Genomic DNA, 17,485 nt, shown 5'->3' on the forward strand with positions numbered 1-17,485 from the left:
TAGGAAATCAACGGGGGATGGCGATTTATTTTTACTCAGACACATTTTATAGGAGAAGTACGATGGAGATTACCACACTTCAAATTGTGCTGATATTTCTCGTCGCGTGTGTTTCGGGGATGGGTTCGATTCTTGATGAATTCCAGTTCCACCGTCCACTCGTCGCCTGTACGCTGATTGGTGCAGTGTTAGGTGATTTAAAAACGGGGATCATTATCGGCGGTACGCTGGAAATGATCGCGTTAGGCTGGATGAACATCGGTGCGGCAGTAGCACCAGATGCGGCGCTGGCATCCATTATCTCAACCATTCTGGTCATTGCCGGCGGTCAGGGGATCGGTGCAGGGATTGCTCTGGCCATTCCGCTCGCTGCCGCTGGGCAAGTATTAACCATCATTGTTCGTACCATCACCGTTGCGTTCCAGCATGCGGCAGACAGCGCGGCAGAGCGAGGTAATCTAACGGCTATCAGTTGGATTCACGTTTCTGCCCTACTGCTACAGGCCATGCGTATCGCGATTCCTGCAGTAATCGTTGCCGTTTCCGTTGGTACCGACGCTGTTCATGCGCTACTGAACTCCATCCCGGAAGTGGTGACCAACGGTCTGAATATCGCCGGGGGCATGATTGTCGTTGTGGGTTATGCGATGGTCATCAACATGATGCGCGCGGGCTACCTGATGCCGTTCTTCTATCTTGGCTTCGTTACCGCCGCGTTCACCCAGTTTAACCTGGTGGCGCTGGGCGTAATTGGTATTGTGATGGCGGTGCTGTATATCCAGCTCAGCCCGAAATATAACAAGGTTCAAGGCCAGCCGGTTTCATCAGGCAATAACAACCTTGATAACGAACTGGATTAACAGGAGTGAGAAAAATGGTCGAAAATACGAATGTCAAAAAACTCACTGACAGCGACATCCGCGCGGTGTTTATCCGTTCCAACCTGTTTCAAGGCTCCTGGAACTTTGAACGTATGCAGGCGCTCGGCTTCTGTTTTTCCATGGTGCCGGTGATTCGCCGTCTTTATCCTGAAAATTCGGAAGAGCGTAAACAGGCAATCAAACGCCATCTGGAGTTCTTCAATACACAGCCTTTTGTTGCCGCGCCGATACTCGGCGTAACCATGGCGATGGAAGAGCAACGTGCGAACGGTGCTCCTATAGATGACGCGGCAATAAACGGTCTGAAAGTCGGGCTGATGGGGCCACTGGCTGGCGTCGGCGACCCGATATTCTGGGGCACTGCACGTCCGGTATTCGCTGCGCTCGGCGCAGGGATTGCCATGAGCGGCAGCCTGTTGGGGCCAATTCTCTTCTTCGTCCTGTTTAACCTGGTTCGCCTGCTGGTGCGTTACTATGGCGTCGCCTACGGCTACCGTAAAGGGATCGATATCGTCAGCGATATGGGCGGTGGTTTCCTGCAAAAAATGACGGAGGCCGCCTCTATTCTCGGCTTGTTCGTCATGGGGGCATTGGTCAATAAATGGACTCACGTCAACATCCCGATGGTGGTGTCGACAGTGACGAATCAGAACGGGGAAACCACAGTGACCACCGTTCAATCCATCCTTGACCAGCTCATGCCGGGACTTGTTCCCCTACTGCTGACGTTCGGCTGTATGTGGCTGTTACGGCGCAAGGTCAACGCGCTGTGGCTTATCATGGGCTTCTTCGCCATTGGTATCTTCGGGTACTGGATCGGCCTGCTCGGCGTGTAATGTTCAGTGGCCGGGTGCCAATACGCCCGGCCATTTTTTATGACGGACAAGGGTAATACGGATGACAATGACAGATATCACGCTGGTTGTGTTAATTGCGTTAGCACTGGCTTATGCCATCTATGATGAGTTCATCATGGATAAACTCAAAGGCAAAACCCAACTCCTCGTCCCGCTGAAGCGGATGAACCGGCTCGATACGCTGATTTTTATCGGTTTAGTGGGTATTCTTATTTATCAAAACGTGATGAATAATGGCGCGATTATCACTACCTATCTTTTGATTTCTCTGGCCTTCATGGCGTGCTACCTGGCCTATATTCGTCGTCCCAAACTGATGTTTAAATCAACCGGCTTCTTTTATGCAAATATATTCATTCCTTATACCAGAATTAAAAATATGAATTTATCTGAGGATGGTGTATTAGTCATCGAACTGGAGAAGCGCCGCTTATTGATACAGGTTACGCAGCTTGATGATTTAGAAAAAATATATAAATTTATGGTTGAGAATCAATAGGGTAAACTCATCAGAAAAATTATTTAAAATAAGCACAAGTATACACCTTCTCTTTAGATGGTATTTTAACCACATTAACCTTGTCGTTATTTTGTACGATCGTTCTATTTCGGCAATCAAATGAAAATAATTATCAATTGCATTATTAACACTTAAAACTTTTAGTGTTGTTTGCATCATAAATAATATGGTAAGGTTGCGCCGTCATTGGGGAGTAGCCGATTTCTGATTAATTAACACTCACAATAATTCATCAGAAATGCTCGTATCAACATACTCGTTTTATCTCCTATCATCGGAGCATAGACGTGGTGCGGGCGGCCAAGCGTGATTGGCAGGCGAGACCATAGACACGTAGTATCGTCATCGGGTTGGGGATGATCTGCGTGTATATGGTTAATCGTCCAGCCGAGGCTATTTTACAATGAATATGTCAGCAACTCTTATCCTAGCATTTGGTATGTCAATGGATGCCTTCGCCGCGTCAATCGGTAAAGGTGCCGTACTGCACAACCCCCGTTTCCGCGATGCCATTCGCACCGGTCTCATCTTTGGTGTTATTGAAGCTATCACCCCGCTCATCGGCTGGGCACTGGGCTTTTTTGCCAGCCAATATATTCTCGAATGGGATCACTGGGTTGCCTTTACGCTGTTACTGATTCTGGGTGGTCGCATGATCGTTGAAGGCCTCAAAGGTTCTTCAGACTGCCGCTGCGAAAAAGTCAAAAATCATAGTCTGGCGCTGCTGATCTGTACTGCCGTCGCCACCAGCCTGGATGCCATGGCAATCGGCGTCGGTCTGGCCTTCCTTCAGGTCAATATTTTCCATACTGCGATGGTGATAGGCTGCGCCACCATGATTATGGTGACGCTCGGAATGATGATTGGCCGCTATATCGGCCCGATTCTCGGCAAAAAAGCAGAAGTGATGGGCGGGCTGGTTCTGATTGGTATCGGCTGTAATATCTTGTACGAGCACCTCGGCTACGCCGCCTGATATACCCGTCATACTTCACATCAACGGGCAGCCCGACTATCGCGCTGCCCGTTTTTATTCTTCGCGATTATGCTACTGCACCGCCATCAATGCGTTGATGCAAGCGGATAATAAAATCCGTTTCACAACTAAACGTGGCTACCGCCTGCAGCCGCTCGCTAACGTCTGGCGTTGCTCGCCAGGCAAAGGGTGTCATTTGCAATAGCGCCGCAGCCTCACTCCCGGATAACGACATTGGGTACGCAAGCATTTGTTGATCCATAAGCTGAAAGCCTGCGAGCACTTCATCTTTGCTCGGGTGTAATAACACCTCATCATAAACTTCTGCTTTCAGTTGATAAAGATGTCGTGGCCCCGGAGACACCGTCACCACCCAACCGCCAACCTTAACAGTGCGCTGCAACTCCGCGTCATTACACGGCGCATAGATTTTTACTACAGCATCAAGGGATTGATCCTGGAAAGGTAACCGCTGGCTGGAAGCAACGCAAAATTCAACGTTGTCATACCGCTTTGCCGCGCGCTGAATCGCCGCTTTGGAAACATCCAGCCCGTATATCGTCATCGTTCTGCGCGATGTGAGACGATGGGCCAGCTCTGCAGTGTAATACCCTTCGCCACAGCCGATATCCAGTAGCGCCGCAGCGTCATCCGCCACAATACGATCAACGTGCTGCGCAACGGCGTCGCGTAGCGGTTGATAGTGACCGGCTTCAAGAAAGCTGCGTCGCGCCTGCATCATTTCAACACTGTCGCCAGGCTGTTTTGATCGCTTAAACTGTACCGGCAACAGGTTGACGTACCCTTCTTTTGCACAGTCAAAGCTATGTTTACCACACGTCCATTGCCGCGGGTGTCGCTCCAGAGGTAACTGGCATAGCGGACACTGATAACTCATCGGCACATTTTCCTCATTAAAAACGTCTTCATTTCATTACAGGTGTAGATAAAAGTATCACTGGTGCAGATAAAACGCAGACAACAAAAAACCCGCACCATGGCGGGTTTTGCAACAGAGCTGTAAAATTACAGCGCAGTGACGTTTACTGCAGAAGGACCTTTCTGGCCATCCTGAATTTCGAATTCTACGTTCTGGCCTTCAGCCAGAGTTTTGAAGCCGTTGCCTTGAATTGCAGAGAAGTGTACGAATACATCTTTGCTGCCGTCAGCAGGAGTGATGAAACCAAAGCCTTTAGACTCGTTGAACCACTTAACCTGACCTTTAATCTTTGCCATTTCAAATATTTCCTTTAATTGTTTAAACCGCCAAAAAGGCGTTATACAGACAAACCAAAGTCGTTACTGCTTGAGGCACTAAGATAAGGATCGGCAGAGAAGCAGCATGCAACACTAAAGGTTGTACTTAAGTCTTCTTTACTGAAAATGCCATTCATATACAGAACTGTACCTCGTTTTACCCAGAAGCGTTATTACACACTATGTAAACGATGGCAAGGGCTTTTTTATCAGTCGTGGACATGCCGCACAAATTCGCGCCATCCTTGATTCATTAATACACGATAATGCCCGCTGACACCTATATTAACTGGCGGCTTCTGGTACGACACAATAAGCGTACGTCAGATTCTATTATGCAAAAAAATACGCGACAACCGTCGCATTTCTGGCACAGAGGCATCGGCAATCATAACAAAAAGCTATAATTGGCGATCTGCTATGAAAGAATATTGGCCATTAACAAAAAAGCGCGCCCGACTGCAGGCGCGCTTATATCAATGTTTAAAATCGATTGTCATTTTTATGCTATCTGTATCTTTTCCATTAATACATTACATAATAGAAATTATTTATAACCTAACATTTCGTCACGTTAGGAATTAACTGCTTTGAATCAACAGCGCTAATAATGCCACCAAAAAAGTCAATAAAACGAAACTTGCCAGCTTCCAACGTCGTTCTGATTTTGTGCTCATATCACTTACAGTCCTTTTGTATCCAATAGAGACATCTCTCACATTCTTTATGGTTTATCGGCAGTCGTCGGCATTTTCTTAAGGATGCATCAGATTTCTCTCTTCTTTTGGCGTAAATTTCACCATGTGTATAGCTATGTATAGTCGCGCGACAGTTCACTACCGTTACCGTTAGACTTTCGTTGTAACCTTAAGTACGATTCATTAAATTAAAGCAACATTTCTGTTATCAAAGGAGCATGATGCGTTCCTTACCCGCGCAAGTGCGTGCTACGTGCCTGCGAACAGTGATTTCTTGTGTCATGAGACACCCTCAAATATTCACTCCCCGCCCTTCTCTGCCTCTTGACTTAAATGATATTGATAATTATTCTCAAGTAACACTTTCACGGTTTGTAAGGATATCCGCATGATTGGTTTTCACGCTCATTTACCTGCCCTATTCCGTCGCATCGCGCTGCCGTGCGCTTTACTGCTTTTAGCCAGTACCTCTGCTCAGGCGGCTGAAAAGCTTAAAGTCATCACGACCTTTACCATCATTCAGGATATCGCACAGAATATTGCGGGCGATGCCGCGACGGTTGAGTCCATCACCAAACCTGGTGCGGAGATTCATGATTATCAACCGACACCACGTGATATTGTGAAAACACAATCTGCACAGCTGGTGCTGTGGAACGGCATGAATCTCGAACGTTGGTTTACACGCTTTTTCGAGAACGTAAAAAATGTACCCGCTGTTGTGGTGACGGAAGGCATCACGCCGCTTCCTATCCGCGAAGGTGCCTATAATGGCAACCCAAACCCGCATGCCTGGATGTCGCCCTCCAACGCATTAATCTATATTGAAAATATCCGCAAAGGTCTGGTGCAAGCCGATCCTGCGAATGCAGAAACGTATAACCGTAATGCCAAAGCTTATGCGGAAAAAATTAAGGCTCTCGATGCGCCGCTGCGTGAACGTCTTGCCCGTATCCCAGAACAGCAGCGCTGGTTAGTCACCAGTGAAGGGGCGTTCAGCTATCTGGCAAAAGATTATCAGTTCAATGAAGTCTACCTCTGGCCAATCAATGCCGACGAACAAGGTTCACCGCAGCAGGTGCGTCGGGTTATCGATACCGTGCGTGAGAAGGCAATCCCTGTTGTATTCAGTGAAAGCACCGTTTCCGATAAGCCGGCAAAACAGGTCAGTAAAGAAACGGGGGCGAAATATGGCGGCGTACTGTATGTTGATTCGCTCTCTACAGAGAAAGGCCCCGTGCCAACCTATATCGACCTGTTAAAAGTGACGGTGGAAACTATCGCTAAAGGATTTAATCAATGAGTGGTGATCGAGCAGTACAGTCATTAGAAGTCAATGATGTTTCGGTTACTTACAGCAACGGGCATCAGGCTATTCGCCATGCCTCTTTTTCCCTGACTGGCGGTACAATTTGCGCCTTGGTTGGCGTAAACGGCAGTGGAAAATCAACGTTGTTCAAAAGCATCATGGGGTTGGTCAAACCAACCTCAGGGCAGGTACTGCTCAACCAGCAACCGATCTACCAGGCACTGAAACAGAATCTGGTTGCTTATGTTCCACAAACAGAAGACGTGGACTGGAATTTCCCCGTTCTGGTTTCCGACGTGGTCATGATGGGACGCTACGGGAGAATGAATTTCCTGCGTATTCCCAGTAAACAGGACCGCGCTATTGTCGCGGAGTCGCTGGAGCGCGTCGGGTTATCAACGCTGCAACATCGCCAGATCGGCGAACTGTCCGGTGGACAGAAAAAACGCGTCTTTCTGGCACGGGCGCTGGCTCAGCAAGGCAGCGTGTTGCTGCTGGATGAGCCTTTCACTGGCGTAGACGTTAAAACAGAGAACGCGATTATCGACCTGCTTCGCACCTTGCGCGATGAAGGGCATTTGATTTTGGTCGCAACCCATAACCTCGGTAGCGTTCCTGAGTTTTGTGACAACGTTATTTTGGTCAACCGCACCGTTTTAGCCGCAGGACCGACACACAGCACCTTTACCCAAAGCAATTTGGAGAAAACGTTCGGTGGCGTGCTGCGACACATCAACCTCGGGGGATCTCATCTTCACGATGATGACGATGTCCGTTCGGTGACGGTGTTAACAGACGATGAACGTCCTGCCGTGTTCTATGGGTCGACCAAGAGCGATCCTCCTGCGTCACGCGTGATACCGGAGGAGAAAAAGCCCTGATGATCGATATCCTATTGCAGCCATTCAACTATAACTACATGGTCAAAGCGATCTGGGTCAGCGCGATTGTCGGCGGCGTGTGCGCTTTTCTTTCGGCGTACCTGATGCTGAAAGGCTGGTCGTTGATGGGCGATGCGCTTTCCCACTCCGTCGTCCCCGGTGTCGCAGGAGCCTATGCGTTGGGCTTGCCCTACGCGGCAGGTGCATTTTTTACCGGCATGCTCGCCGCGCTGGCGATGACCCTGATTCGTCACATTACCCGATTGCGTGAAGATGCGATTATCGGCTTTATTTTCTCAACGTTTTTCGCTGTCGGCCTGCTGATTATTTCGCTCAACCCGACATCGGTTAACGTGCAATCCATCATTTTTGGCAATATTTTGGGTATTGCTGACGAAGATATTCTGCAGGTTGAAATCATCATCGGCGTGACGTTCGTGATTCTCTGCCTGCTATGGAAAGATCTGCTGGCTGTGTTCTTTGATGAGAACCATGCCCGTTCCATTGGCCTTTCCCCGCTGAAGCTGAAAATTCTGTTCTTTACGCTTCTCAGTGCCTGTACGGTCGCAGCGTTGCAAACTGTCGGGGCGATTTTGGTGATCGCGATGGTGATTACGCCGGGTGCCACGGCTTATCTGCTCACCGATCGATTTGGTCGTCTGGTTGTCATTTCTATTGCACTGGGTGCGATCACCAGCGCCGTCGGGGCGTATCTAAGCTTCTTCCTTGATGGTGCAACCGGCGGCGTGATTGTCACGTTGCAAACCGTCGTCTTCCTGTTGGCGTTTGTCTTTGCCCCCAAGCACGGGTTGCTGGCATCGCGCCGCCTGCGGTTACGCGATCAATCAGGAGATGCATTATGACGCTCATTAGCTGGCTCATCGATCCCCTGTCCTACCCGTTCATGCAGCGTGCGTTACTCGCCGCTGTCGTCACCGGTACGGTCTGCGCCGTGCTGTCGTGTTATCTGGTGCTGAAAGGCTGGTCGCTAATGGGTGATGCCATTTCCCATGCCGTGTTGCCCGGTATCGTTGTCGCGTTTTTACTGGGGATCCCATTAGTCATCGGGGCTTTCGTTTCCGGTATTTTTTGTGCGGTCGCAACGGGCTACGTGAAGGAACACAGTCGGGTCAAAGAAGACACGGTCATGGGGATCATCTTTTCCGGCATGTTTGCGCTGGGGCTCGTGATGTTTGCGCGTATCGATACCGATCAGCACCTGAACCATATTCTGTTTGGTAACGTGCTGGGTATCACTCAGCAAGAGCTGACGCAAATCTTACTGATCGCTGGGGTGACGCTGGCCATCATCTTGTTAAAGCGCCGAGATTTTATGCTGTACTGCTTCGATCCCAATCATGCCCGCGTCATTGGCCTGCCCGTTAAGCTGCTGCACTACGGATTGCTGAGCCTGCTGGCGATGACGATTGTCGCATCCTTACAGGCAGTCGGCGTTATTCTGGTGATTGCGATGCTGATTGCACCGGGCATTATTGCCTTTATGGTTTGTAAGCGCTTCGAGCGGATGGTTCTCGTCGCCACGTTAGTTTCCGTCATTTCATGTATTGCCGGCACCCTGATCAGTTTCTACATCGATGGCGCCACAGGCCCTTGCATCGTCATCGTTCAGGCCCTGTTCTTTACGCTAGCACTGACCTACCACCAGCTTAAACTGCGTCGTCAGGCAACCTCTCAGGCTATCACCGACTCACTGTAATCCTTTCTTTCTACAAGTCCCTTAGCATGACGTAACCGGAAAACAACCGCCGGTTACGTCACTTATCCCTATTTTATTTTTTCATCCAACGGATTGAGCGCCATCCTAACTCCGTGATGTTTAATTCCGACTATACTTGTTTCGCGCTATCTCCACCGATGGTTATCACTGTGCTATATACCTGTAATACTTCAAGCTGCATGTGCGTTGGCTGCGTTCGCTCACCCGAATCACTTACTTGAGTAAGCTCATCGGGATTCCCTTTCTTGCCGCCTTCCCGCAACTCGAATTATTTGAGGTATAGATTCCATTTTTATTGCGCTCAATGGGTTACCGTAAACGAATCACCCCAGTGAACAGCAGAGTATCAGGCAACATCAACGGGAGGATGACCTTATGTGGCAAGCTATCAGCCGACTTTTGGAAGAACATCACGGTGCTGCGGATATTCAGGATCGTCGCGAATTATCCGGCGGTGAAATACATCCAGCCTGGTACGTCCGCTACGGCGAGCATGACGTCTTCGTAAAATGCGATAGTCGTGAAATGCTGGCCAAATTCACGGCTGAAGCCGATCAACTTCATTTGCTGAGCCGCAGTAATACGGTGCGTGTCCCCACCGTCTATGGGGTCGGTAGCTCACGCGATAACAGTTTCCTGCTTCTGCAATATCTTCCCGTCAAACCGTTGGATGCGCACAGCGCCTGGTGCTTGGGTGAACAGTTAGCTCGCCTGCACCAGTGGAGTGACCAGCCACAATTTGGGCTGGATTTCGATAACGACCTCTCAACAACGCCTCAGCCAAACAGCTGGCAGCGGCGCTGGGCGACCTTTTTTGCCGAACAGCGCATTGGTTGGCAGTTGCAGTTGGCGGCGGAAAAAGGGATGCATTTCGGTCACATTGAAACGCTGATCGCACGCGTTGAGGAACGTCTGGCAGGACATCAGCCTCAACCGTCGCTCCTGCACGGTGACCTATGGCCAGATAACTGTGCGAATAGTCAGGATGGCGCTTATCTGTTCGATCCGGCCTGCTATTGGGGAGACAGAGAATGTGATTTAGCGATGCTGCCGCGCTACCCGGCCCTGCCCCCGCAGATTTATGACGGTTACCAGAGCGTGTGGCCGCTGGATAAAGGCTTTATCGATCGCCAGCCCATTTACCAGATTTATTATCTGCTCAACCGCGCCAATCTTTTCGGCGGCAAGCATATTGTTGAAGCGCAACAGCTCATTGAACGGCAGCTTTTGATCTAAGGTGGGACAGTTGCACGAAGATGAGGTGTTTGCTCTAAAGGTGAGAAGAATACGGCGTCTGGCGCAATCATTGCGCCAGACCGTCAATCAGACTGGCAATCCTAATAAACGTAACACCAGATAGCCAATACCCGCGACAATCACTGGCAGGATATAAAGCGGAAAGAATTGCACAAAAATCGTGTGTCCAGGAACAACAACACGTGATTCCAGCGTCTCACGCGTATTCCCGCCATCAACTTTCATCTTTTCCAGAATCAGTTGATCTTCAATGCCTTCCTTAATGGCCTTCGCCTGACGCGACATGCGGGCACCCGACACCTGCAAAGCTAGGCCAACAAAAATCAGGATGTAGATCAGCCAAAACATCAGCGTCGCCCCACTGAAAAAACGCGTAAAATCGGGTACTGGCGAGTTGTACCAGAAAATATTCAGGAAAGGCGTATTAAAGCGCACCATATCGACCATCAGGTGCACAAAATCCAGAAGAACAGCGTCAATACCCTGTTTTTTCTGGGTATAAGCGTAAAGATAATTAGCTAGCGAGACGAAGGTTGAAAGCAGCGCGGGGATAAAAAGGATCCATCCGGCAATGCGTTTAACGACGGCAATACGGCCAGCCTGTTGATACGTCATGAGAACCCCTTCTTAGCGACGCAACATCGATAATGTATCGTTTTAGTACGACGGGTAGCCTACTGTAACTTTACGCGCAGTCAACACTTTATCTCCCGCACCGCCTGATCGGCCACAATAGCGATTTACTCCGTCATACATCACGCTACGTGTACGTTGAGCCCTTCCAAGGGCTATCCCTGACGCCCAGCACTGCACGTTGTTCAAAATGCTTGCGTAGTGCCCTGCAACTCAACTTATTAAGGTATAGTTTACCAGTAAATTTTCTTTTCCTTTGCTGACGGAGCCAGTGGTATGTCCTTTGATTCTTCTATACGCGCGGCGATTTTCGATATGGATGGGCTGCTGATTGATTCAGAACCGTTGTGGGACAAAGCCGAACTGGAGGTTATCGCCTCGCTTGGCGTCGATATTTCACTACGAGAATCCATGAAAGATACTCTGGGTTTACGCATCGATATGGTGGTCGAACTCTGGTATCAACGCTCTCCCTGGGCGGCACCGGCCCGGGACGAGGTTGTCCGCCGTATTATCGATCGCGCCATTGAACTCGTTGCCGAACAGCGTCCCCTCCTGCCCGGCGTCGAACATGCGCTGCAACTGTGTCGTGAACAGAATCTCAAAATCGGGCTGGCTTCCGCTTCACCGCTCCGCATGCAGCAGCAGGTGCTGCGAATGTTTAATCTGGAGCACTACTTTGATGTCTTAATGTCCGCCGAGACACTGCCGTATAGCAAGCCTCATCCAGAAGTGTATTTGAATGCGGCAAACGGACTCGGCGTTCCTCCGACACAGTGTGTGACGTTGGAAGATTCGGTGAACGGCATGATCGCAACCAAGGCGGCACGTATGCGTTCAATCGTTATTCCACAGGCTGAGTTTCGCGATGACGCACGCTGGGCGCTAGCCGATTATAAGCTGGACTCTCTGAATCAGCTGACCGCTGAGCATTTAGTCTAGGGATTAGGAATAAAGAAGTAGAAGAATAGAAAAGCGGACATCGCGGGATATGACGAAAGCGTGATCAGTCTATTAGCTGACCACGCTTTGAAGCATTACAGGAAATCCGCTCGCTTAGGCGAGAAAGCATCGATCAGGACGCTGCCGTCTTCCAGCGAGACCACGCCGTGCATCTCGTTTTTCACTGCCAGATAGGCGTCGCCGGTTTTCAGGATACGTTTCTCACCTTCGATCACGACTTCAAAGCTGCCAGCAGCAACATAAGCAATCTGATCGTGAATCTCATGGAAGTGCGGCGTACCAATCGCACCTTTATCAAAGTGCACGTAAACCATCATCAGCTCATCGCTCCAAGTCATGATTTTACGTTTAATGCCACCGCCCAGTTCTTCCCACGGCGTTTCATCATCAATAAAGTATCTTCTCATCGTCATCTCTCCTCTAACGCTTTTATTGCCCATACCTTCTATTGCGTCAACAAACCGTGTACGACAACGAGGGTATGATTATGGATTGCGACATTTTAGCCACATCAGTACCAGAAGAAACATAAATTAAGCAAAACCATGACGGCCCTCAAGAAATAAATAAAACATTATTTCATTTTTATTGAATTCACATCCCATCCAAACTATCATCCCGCATAACAAGAAAGAACCGGGCAGGTTGAGGAACAGGTGACGTTGTCACTGCCACGCGACATCATCTGTTTCGCCCGGCGCTTTCACCAGAAACAGTAAGTAATGAAACGGCAGTTTTCCACATGATGGGTCAGCAACAGGAAGCCCGTCATAGCGTAATAAAAAACGAGCGGACGGTGGTTTCACCGATCTGGTCGATGCATTCCGGTGTTGGCACCAGACGCTACACCTTTATCTGGGGCATGGTTGGCGAGAATCACGTTTTCGGTGACATGGATCACGTCAAGGTTAGCGAGTTACGTTAATCGCTTTCGACCGGAATTACCGGTGTTCCCTACAGTAACAGCTAACGACTAAGTATTTTGTCGCTTATAGAGAGATTACAGATATGATTTTAAATTCTTTTGATTTGCAAGGTAAAGTTGCTCTGATCACGGGTTGTGATACGGGTTTGGGTCAAGGCATGGCTATCGGTCTGGCACAGGCTGGTTGTGATATCGTCGGCGTCAACATCGTTGAACCGAAAGACACTATCGAAAAAGTCACCGCATTGGGACGTCGTTTCCTCAGCCTGACCGCCGACATGAGCAATGTCTCTGGTCATGCAGAGCTGGTAGAGAAAGCTGTTGCTGAATTTGGCCACGTTGACATTCTGGTCAACAACGCCGGTATCATCCGTCGTGAAGATGCGATCGATTTCAGCGAGAAAAACTGGGACGACGTAATGAACCTGAACATTAAGAGCGTTTTCTTTATGTCTCAGACCGTTGCTCGCCAGTTCATCAAGCAAGGCAAAGGCGGTAAGATCATCAATATCGCTTCTATGCTGTCCTTCCAGGGTGGTATCCGCGTACCTTCTTATACCGCATCAAAAAGCGCTGTTATGGGCGTAACCCGTCTGATGGCGAACGAGTGGGCAAAACACGGTATCAACGTCAACGCCATTGCACCGGGGTATATGGCTACCAACAATACCCAGCAACTGCGCGCCGATGAAGAACGCAGCAAAGAAATTCTGGATCGTATCCCAGCTGGCCGTTGGGGTCTGCCGCAGGATCTGATGGGCCCATCTGTCTTCCTGGCATCCAGCGCATCTGACTACATCAATGGTTACACGATTGCCGTTGATGGTGGCTGGCTGGCTCGCTAAGCGCAATTTTTCTTAGCGGCATTTCGCCAACCTACGATAAAAAGCACAATTTCGGTTGTGCTTTTTATTTGTTTTTCAAGTTCTTATTTCGTTTTTCATGATTCTTTCTCCTGCCAAAATCCTTTCTTAAAAAAAATCAAAACAACGTTCCGACTTTGATCACACTTTCGATATTGCGTGCATGACGACAAGGTTAATAGCGCAATATAATCAATCAAAACAGTGTTTCTATTTATAAGGAACTGTTCCACGGTTCCATAAGAAGGTACTCCATGAGTATTTTTGAAAGCTTATACACCAGCAGGAAATCGCAGCTCGACGAATGGGTTGCAGCACTCGATAGCCACATTGCCTGCGTTCAGGATAAAGGCCGCAGCCAAAGTCAGCCAACCTTATTATTGGCTGACGGTTTTGATGTGGAAAATTATGCACCTGCGGTGTGGCAATTCCCAGATGGACATAGCGCACCTATTTCTAATTTTGCCAGCCAGCAAAATTGGCTAAGAACGCTGTGTGCCATGAGCGTCGTTACGGGTAATGAGAGTTACCAGCAGCACGCTATCGCACAAAGCGAATATTTCCTGGATCATTTCGTTGATGATAATAGCGGCCTGTTCTTCTGGGGCGGTCACCGCTTTATTAATCTGGATACGCTGGCAGGAGAAGGGCCAGAATCCAAAGCTCAAGTGCATGAATTAAAGCACCACCTTCCCTATTACGCGTTGTTGCACCGTGTTAATGCGGAAAAGACGCTGAATTTCTTTCAGGGTTTCTGGAACGCGCACGTTGAAGACTGGGATTCACTGGATCTGGGTCGTCATGGTGATTACAGCAAAAAACGCGATCCAAACGTGTTCCTGCATGCCCGCCATGACGTCGTCGATCCGGCACAGTGGCCTGTTCTGCCATTAACGAAAGGACTGACTTTTGTTAATGCTGGCACAGACCTGATTTATGCCGCGTTCAAATACGCAGAATACACAGGCGATAGCCACGCCGCGGCCTGGGGTAAGCATCTTTATCGCCAATACGTTTTGGCACGCAACCCAGAAACCGGTATGCCGGTGTATCAGTTCAGTTCACCACAGCAGCGCCAGCCGGTACCAGAAGACGACAACCAGACGCAGTCCTGGTTTGGCGATCGCGCCCAACGTCAGTTTGGCCCAGAGTTCGGTGAAATCGCGCGCGAAGCCAATGTGCTGTTCCGCGACATGCGCCCACTGCTGATTGATAACCCACTGGCAATGTTGGATATTCTCCGCACGCAGCCTGATGCAGAAATTCTGGACTGGGTTATTTCAGGGTTAAAAAATTACTATCAGTACGCCTACGATGTCACCAGCAATACACTGCGCCCAATGTGGAACAACGGCCAGGACATGACTGGCTACCGTTTTAAACGCGATGGCTATTATGGTAAAGCGGGTACGGAATTAAAGCCGTTTGCATTAGAAGGTGATTATTTATTACCGCTGGTTCGTGCTTATCGCCTGAGTGGCGATGAGGACCTGTACGCACTGGTTAACACCATGCTGACGCGGCTGAATAAAGAAGACATTCAGCACATCGCCAGCCCGTTACTCTTGTTGACCGTCATTGAACTGGCCGATCACAAACAATCAGAATCCTGGGCACATTACGCCGCGCAGTTGGCTGGCGTTCTGTTTGAACAACACTTCCATCGTGGTTTGTTCGTTCGCTCCGCACAGCATCGTTATGTTCGTCTGGATGATACCTATCCGCTGGCTTTACTGACTTTCGTTGCCGCTTGTCGCAACAAATTAAACGATATCCCGCCGTACCTGACACAAGGTGGATATGTTCACGGTGATTTTCACGTTAACGGGGAAAATAGAATTGTTTATGACGTGGAATTAATTTATCCAGAGTTATTAACAGCTTAATTTTATGTTTTTTTTAATGGTTCACAATTAATCAATAGGTAAGCATTATGAATGAAAACAGAATGCTGGGGTTAGCCTATATCTCCCCCTATATTATAGGGCTGATAGTTTTTACCGCTTTCCCCTTTGTTTCGTCATTTATCCTCAGTTTTACTGAGTATGACTTGATCAATCCGCCTGAATTTACGGGGTTAGAAAACTATCACCGTATGTTCATGGAGGATGATCTCTTTTGGAAATCCATGGGCGTCACCTTTGCCTATGTATTTCTGACCATTCCATTGAAATTAATCTTCGCACTGTTAATTGCGTTTGTACTTAATTTCAAATTACGTGGTATCGGTTTCTTCCGTACTGCTTACTATGTGCCTTCTATTCTGGGCAGCAGCGTGGCCATTGCCGTTCTGTGGCGTGCACTGTTCGCCATCGATGGCTTGTTAAACAGCTTCCTCGGCGTGTTTGGCTTTGATGCCATCAACTGGCTGGGCGAACCGTCGCTGGCACTGATGTCAGTAACGCTGTTACGCGTATGGCAGTTCGGTTCCGCGATGGTTATCTTCCTGGCTGCATTGCAGAACGTTCCGCAATCTCAGTATGAAGCGGCAATGATCGACGGTGCATCCAAATGGCAAATGTTCCTGAAAGTAACGGTACCGCTGATTACGCCAGTTATTTTCTTTAACTTTATCATGCAGACCACTCAGGCATTCCAGGAGTTTACGGCACCTTACGTCATTACTGGCGGCGGTCCAACGCACTACACCTATCTGTTCTCGCTCTATATCTATGATACGGCGTTCAAGTATTTCGATATGGGTTATGGTGCTGCCTTGGCATGGGTTCTGTTCCTGGTTGTTGCGGTATTTGCGTCTATCTCCTTTAAGTCGTCGAAATACTGGGTGTTCTACTCCGCTGATAAAGGAGGAAAAAATGGCTGACATGCATTCAAACCTGACTACAGCACAAGAAGTTGCTGCTGCAGAAGTACGCCGCACGCTGCGTAAAGAAAAACTCAGTGCCGCCATTCGTTACGTGATACTGCTGTTCGTTGGTTTACTGATGCTTTATCCACTAGCGTGGATGTTCTCAGCGTCGTTCAAACCGAACCATGAGATTTTCACCACGTTGGGTCTGTGGCCTGCTCACGCCACTTGGGATGGTTTCGTTAACGGTTGGAAAACCGGTACGGAATACAATTTCGGTCACTACATGATTAACACTTTCCAGTACGTGATTCCGAAAGTGGTTCTGACCGTTATTTCCTCGGTGATTGTGGCTTATGGCTTCGCTCGCTTTGACATTCCGTGGAAGGGCTTCTGGTTCGCGACACTGATCACCACCATGCTGTTGCCAAGCACCGTACTGTTGATTCCTCAGTACCTCATGTTCCGCGAAATGGGCATGCTGAACAGCTATCTGCCACTGTACTTGCCGCTGGCGTTTGCAACACAAGGGTTCTTTGTGTTCATGCTGATCCAGTTCCTGCGTGGTGTACCACGTGATATGGAAGAAGCCGCTCAGATCGATGGCTGTAACTCCTTCCAGGTGCTGTGGTATGTGGTCGTGCCGATTCTGAAACCAGCCATCATCTCTGTTGCGCTGTTCCAGTTCATGTGGTCAATGAACGACTTCATCGGTCCGCTGATTTATGTCTATAGCGTGGATAAATATCCGATTGCGCTGGCGCTGAAAATGTCTATCGACGTTACTGAAGGCGCTCCGTGGAATGAAATCCTGGCCATGTCCAGCATCTCCATTCTGCCATCCATTATTGTTTTCTTCCTGGCACAGCGCTACTTCGTACAAGGCGTGACCAGCAGCGGAATTAAAGGTTAATAGAG

The 17,485-nt window shown here is 48.9% G+C and carries 19 protein-coding genes, 1 pseudogene and 1 riboswitch; of the genes and pseudogenes, 15 read left to right on the forward strand and 5 right to left on the reverse strand.

Annotation, left to right across the window (positions count from 1 at the left end):
* Positions 1 to 62: 62 nt before the first annotated feature.
* The 4 genes from MYB54_RS11945 (at position 63) to mntP (ending at position 3,234) form a co-directional block, all read left to right on the forward strand.
* Positions 63 to 860, forward strand: a complete 798-nt coding sequence (locus MYB54_RS11945; RefSeq protein WP_014915288.1) for a PTS mannose/fructose/sorbose transporter subunit IIC — start codon at positions 63 to 65, stop codon at positions 858 to 860.
* 14 nt (positions 861 to 874) lie between these two features.
* The gene (locus tag MYB54_RS11950) at positions 875 to 1,717 is read left to right on the forward strand and encodes a PTS mannose transporter subunit IID (protein ID WP_014915287.1); all 843 of its coding nucleotides are present in this window, start codon (positions 875 to 877) and stop codon (positions 1,715 to 1,717) included.
* Between the two features lie 61 nt (positions 1,718 to 1,778).
* A complete protein-coding gene (locus MYB54_RS11955) occupies positions 1,779 to 2,237 on the forward strand; it encodes a DUF986 family protein (protein ID WP_039500856.1) in 459 nt (152 codons plus the stop codon).
* A 197-nt stretch (positions 2,238 to 2,434) separates the two neighbouring features.
* Positions 2,435 to 2,653: riboswitch (yybP-ykoY riboswitch) on the forward strand.
* 8 nt (positions 2,654 to 2,661) lie between these two features.
* Complete coding sequence (gene mntP, locus MYB54_RS11960) at positions 2,662 to 3,234, forward strand: manganese efflux pump MntP (protein ID WP_010275549.1); 573 nt, start codon at positions 2,662 to 2,664, stop codon at positions 3,232 to 3,234.
* Between the two features lie 67 nt (positions 3,235 to 3,301).
* Here the strand turns inward: mntP and rlmA are convergent, their stop codons facing one another.
* From rlmA to MYB54_RS11975, 3 genes are all read right to left on the reverse strand, one after another.
* Positions 3,302 to 4,132, reverse strand: coding sequence for a 23S rRNA (guanine(745)-N(1))-methyltransferase (rlmA, locus tag MYB54_RS11965; RefSeq protein WP_248720813.1), 831 nt, complete (start codon positions 4,130 to 4,132; stop codon positions 3,302 to 3,304).
* Between the two features lie 128 nt (positions 4,133 to 4,260).
* A complete protein-coding gene (cspE, locus tag MYB54_RS11970; RefSeq protein ID WP_005968829.1) occupies positions 4,261 to 4,470 on the reverse strand; it encodes a transcription antiterminator/RNA stability regulator CspE in 210 nt (69 codons plus the stop codon).
* Between the two features lie 41 nt (positions 4,471 to 4,511).
* Positions 4,512 to 4,628: a DUF2627 domain-containing protein gene (locus tag MYB54_RS11975; RefSeq protein ID WP_085996916.1), complete on the reverse strand. Its 117-nt coding sequence runs from the start codon at positions 4,626 to 4,628 to the stop codon at positions 4,512 to 4,514.
* Positions 4,629 to 5,577: 949 nt separating this feature from the next.
* Between MYB54_RS11975 and MYB54_RS11980 the strand changes: the two genes are divergently transcribed.
* The 5 genes from MYB54_RS11980 to MYB54_RS12000 all read left to right on the forward strand — a co-directional run bounded on the left by MYB54_RS11980 (position 5,578) and on the right by MYB54_RS12000 (position 10,353).
* Positions 5,578 to 6,492 (forward strand): metal ABC transporter substrate-binding protein, encoded by a 915-nt coding sequence (locus tag MYB54_RS11980; protein WP_039469270.1) that lies wholly within the window; start codon positions 5,578 to 5,580, stop codon positions 6,490 to 6,492.
* The gene (locus MYB54_RS11985) at positions 6,489 to 7,379 is read left to right on the forward strand and encodes a manganese/iron ABC transporter ATP-binding protein (RefSeq protein WP_205537903.1); all 891 of its coding nucleotides are present in this window, start codon (positions 6,489 to 6,491) and stop codon (positions 7,377 to 7,379) included. Before MYB54_RS11980 ends, MYB54_RS11985 begins: the two co-directional genes overlap by 4 nt.
* Complete coding sequence (locus tag MYB54_RS11990; protein WP_039514761.1) at positions 7,379 to 8,242, forward strand: metal ABC transporter permease; 864 nt, start codon at positions 7,379 to 7,381, stop codon at positions 8,240 to 8,242. The genes MYB54_RS11985 and MYB54_RS11990 overlap by 1 nt, the downstream gene beginning before the upstream one ends.
* The gene (locus tag MYB54_RS11995; protein WP_039469265.1) at positions 8,239 to 9,096 is read left to right on the forward strand and encodes a metal ABC transporter permease; all 858 of its coding nucleotides are present in this window, start codon (positions 8,239 to 8,241) and stop codon (positions 9,094 to 9,096) included. Before MYB54_RS11990 ends, MYB54_RS11995 begins: the two co-directional genes overlap by 4 nt.
* A 396-nt stretch (positions 9,097 to 9,492) precedes the next feature.
* A complete protein-coding gene (locus MYB54_RS12000) occupies positions 9,493 to 10,353 on the forward strand; it encodes a fructosamine kinase family protein (protein ID WP_039500846.1) in 861 nt (286 codons plus the stop codon).
* A gap of 87 nt (positions 10,354 to 10,440) precedes the next feature.
* On the opposite strand, the gene MYB54_RS12005 is transcribed toward MYB54_RS12000, so the two are convergent.
* Positions 10,441 to 10,989 carry a YniB family protein gene (locus tag MYB54_RS12005; protein ID WP_014915280.1) on the reverse strand — a complete coding sequence of 183 codons (549 nt, stop codon included), beginning with the start codon at positions 10,987 to 10,989 and terminating at the stop codon, positions 10,441 to 10,443.
* A 294-nt stretch (positions 10,990 to 11,283) separates the two neighbouring features.
* Here MYB54_RS12005 and hxpB point away from each other — a divergent pair, with 294 nt between their 5' ends.
* Positions 11,284 to 11,949: a hexitol phosphatase HxpB gene (gene hxpB, locus MYB54_RS12010; protein WP_039286670.1), complete on the forward strand. Its 666-nt coding sequence runs from the start codon at positions 11,284 to 11,286 to the stop codon at positions 11,947 to 11,949.
* Positions 11,950 to 12,044: 95 nt separating this feature from the next.
* Here hxpB and MYB54_RS12015 read toward each other — a convergent pair whose 3' ends face one another.
* Positions 12,045 to 12,377, reverse strand: coding sequence for a cupin domain-containing protein (locus MYB54_RS12015; RefSeq protein ID WP_010275594.1), 333 nt, complete (start codon positions 12,375 to 12,377; stop codon positions 12,045 to 12,047).
* Positions 12,378 to 12,685: 308 nt separating this feature from the next.
* On the opposite strand from MYB54_RS12015, the pseudogene MYB54_RS12020 reads away from it, so the two are divergent.
* The 5 genes and pseudogenes from MYB54_RS12020 to MYB54_RS12040 all read left to right on the forward strand — a co-directional run.
* Positions 12,686 to 12,895 (forward strand): annotated as a pseudogene (locus tag MYB54_RS12020) (5-dehydro-4-deoxy-D-glucuronate isomerase); the annotation flags it as partial.
* An 83-nt stretch (positions 12,896 to 12,978) separates the two neighbouring features.
* The gene (gene kduD, locus MYB54_RS12025; RefSeq protein ID WP_010299965.1) at positions 12,979 to 13,740 is read left to right on the forward strand and encodes a 2-dehydro-3-deoxy-D-gluconate 5-dehydrogenase KduD; all 762 of its coding nucleotides are present in this window, start codon (positions 12,979 to 12,981) and stop codon (positions 13,738 to 13,740) included.
* 272 nt (positions 13,741 to 14,012) lie between these two features.
* A complete protein-coding gene (gene pelW / locus MYB54_RS12030) occupies positions 14,013 to 15,644 on the forward strand; it encodes a pectate disaccharide-lyase PelW (protein WP_248720814.1) in 1,632 nt (543 codons plus the stop codon).
* 47 nt (positions 15,645 to 15,691) lie between these two features.
* Complete coding sequence (locus MYB54_RS12035) at positions 15,692 to 16,582, forward strand: carbohydrate ABC transporter permease (protein ID WP_039286676.1); 891 nt, start codon at positions 15,692 to 15,694, stop codon at positions 16,580 to 16,582.
* The gene (locus tag MYB54_RS12040; RefSeq protein ID WP_010275614.1) at positions 16,575 to 17,480 is read left to right on the forward strand and encodes a carbohydrate ABC transporter permease; all 906 of its coding nucleotides are present in this window, start codon (positions 16,575 to 16,577) and stop codon (positions 17,478 to 17,480) included. The genes MYB54_RS12035 and MYB54_RS12040 overlap by 8 nt, the downstream gene beginning before the upstream one ends.
* Positions 17,481 to 17,485: the final 5 nt, after the last annotated feature.

It is taken from the genome of Pectobacterium nicotianae, assembly GCF_023272715.1.
GTDB lineage: Bacteria > Pseudomonadota > Gammaproteobacteria > Enterobacterales > Enterobacteriaceae > Pectobacterium > Pectobacterium brasiliense.

Bases quoted from the DNA above. Each gene is read 5' to 3' on its own strand.
- MYB54_RS11980 (WP_039469270.1), top strand. From the start codon at position 5,578: ATGATTGGTTTTCACGCTCATTTACCTGCCCTATTCCGTCGCATCGCG.
- MYB54_RS12005 (WP_014915280.1), bottom strand. From the start codon at position 10,989: ATGACGTATCAACAGGCTGGCCGTATTGCCGTCGTTAAACGCATTGCC.
- kduD (WP_010299965.1), top strand. From the start codon at position 12,979: ATGATTTTAAATTCTTTTGATTTGCAAGGTAAAGTTGCTCTGATCACG.
- MYB54_RS11945 (WP_014915288.1), top strand. From the start codon at position 63: ATGGAGATTACCACACTTCAAATTGTGCTGATATTTCTCGTCGCGTGT.
- hxpB (WP_039286670.1), top strand. From the start codon at position 11,284: ATGTCCTTTGATTCTTCTATACGCGCGGCGATTTTCGATATGGATGGG.
- MYB54_RS11990 (WP_039514761.1), top strand. From the start codon at position 7,379: ATGATCGATATCCTATTGCAGCCATTCAACTATAACTACATGGTCAAA.
- MYB54_RS12015 (WP_010275594.1), bottom strand. From the start codon at position 12,377: ATGAGAAGATACTTTATTGATGATGAAACGCCGTGGGAAGAACTGGGC.
- pelW (WP_248720814.1), top strand. From the start codon at position 14,013: ATGAGTATTTTTGAAAGCTTATACACCAGCAGGAAATCGCAGCTCGAC.
- MYB54_RS11950 (WP_014915287.1), top strand. From the start codon at position 875: ATGGTCGAAAATACGAATGTCAAAAAACTCACTGACAGCGACATCCGC.
- MYB54_RS12000 (WP_039500846.1), top strand. From the start codon at position 9,493: ATGTGGCAAGCTATCAGCCGACTTTTGGAAGAACATCACGGTGCTGCG.
- MYB54_RS11985 (WP_205537903.1), top strand. From the start codon at position 6,489: ATGAGTGGTGATCGAGCAGTACAGTCATTAGAAGTCAATGATGTTTCG.
- MYB54_RS11955 (WP_039500856.1), top strand. From the start codon at position 1,779: ATGACAATGACAGATATCACGCTGGTTGTGTTAATTGCGTTAGCACTG.
- MYB54_RS12035 (WP_039286676.1), top strand. From the start codon at position 15,692: ATGAATGAAAACAGAATGCTGGGGTTAGCCTATATCTCCCCCTATATT.
- MYB54_RS12040 (WP_010275614.1), top strand. From the start codon at position 16,575: ATGGCTGACATGCATTCAAACCTGACTACAGCACAAGAAGTTGCTGCT.
- MYB54_RS11995 (WP_039469265.1), top strand. From the start codon at position 8,239: ATGACGCTCATTAGCTGGCTCATCGATCCCCTGTCCTACCCGTTCATG.
- MYB54_RS11975 (WP_085996916.1), bottom strand. From the start codon at position 4,628: ATGAATGGCATTTTCAGTAAAGAAGACTTAAGTACAACCTTTAGTGTT.
- cspE (WP_005968829.1), bottom strand. From the start codon at position 4,470: ATGGCAAAGATTAAAGGTCAGGTTAAGTGGTTCAACGAGTCTAAAGGC.
- mntP (WP_010275549.1), top strand. From the start codon at position 2,662: ATGAATATGTCAGCAACTCTTATCCTAGCATTTGGTATGTCAATGGAT.
- rlmA (WP_248720813.1), bottom strand. From the start codon at position 4,132: ATGAGTTATCAGTGTCCGCTATGCCAGTTACCTCTGGAGCGACACCCG.